The sequence below is a fragment of the Myxococcus sp. AM011 genome, assembly GCF_013372595.1.
Lineage (GTDB): Bacteria > Myxococcota > Myxococcia > Myxococcales > Myxococcaceae > Myxococcus > Myxococcus eversor.
Genome location: NZ_JABXEM010000670.1, coordinates 1 through 394 on the forward strand (window position 1 = coordinate 1; position 394 = coordinate 394).

A 394-nucleotide genomic window follows, 5' to 3' on the forward strand; every position below is an offset into this window, starting at 1 on the left:
GGTGCTTGTCGTCGGCGTAATCGCGCACTTCATCATAGAGCCGCTGACGCAGCTCCATCAGATGCTCATTGGTCGGGCCGACCCGCATCAGCCCGCCGCCTGGGGTCAGCAAGCGCTTGGCTTCCTGCCAGTCCCGCGGGCTGAACACGCTGGCCAGAAACTGGCAGCTGGCATCCGCAAGTGGCACACGGGCCATGCTGGCGACCATCCAGGTCAGCGCCGGATCACGACGACAGGCGCGTTTGACCGCCTCGCGGGAGATGTCCAGCGCATAGCCATCGGCATGCGGCAAGGCTTCGGCAATCTGCGCGGTGTAATAACCTTCGCCACAACCGATGTCCAGCCAATGCGCGGGGGATCGCTCGGCGGCCAGTTCAGCCAGTCGCCGGGCTAC

At 65.2% G+C, this 394-nt stretch carries 1 protein-coding gene; it reads right to left on the bottom strand.

Features of this window, described 5'->3' with window-relative positions; genetic code table 11:
* Positions 1 to 394, bottom strand: a 394-nt coding sequence (locus tag HUW62_RS47955; protein ID WP_176438250.1) for a methyltransferase domain-containing protein, incomplete at both ends; no start/stop codon positions are given.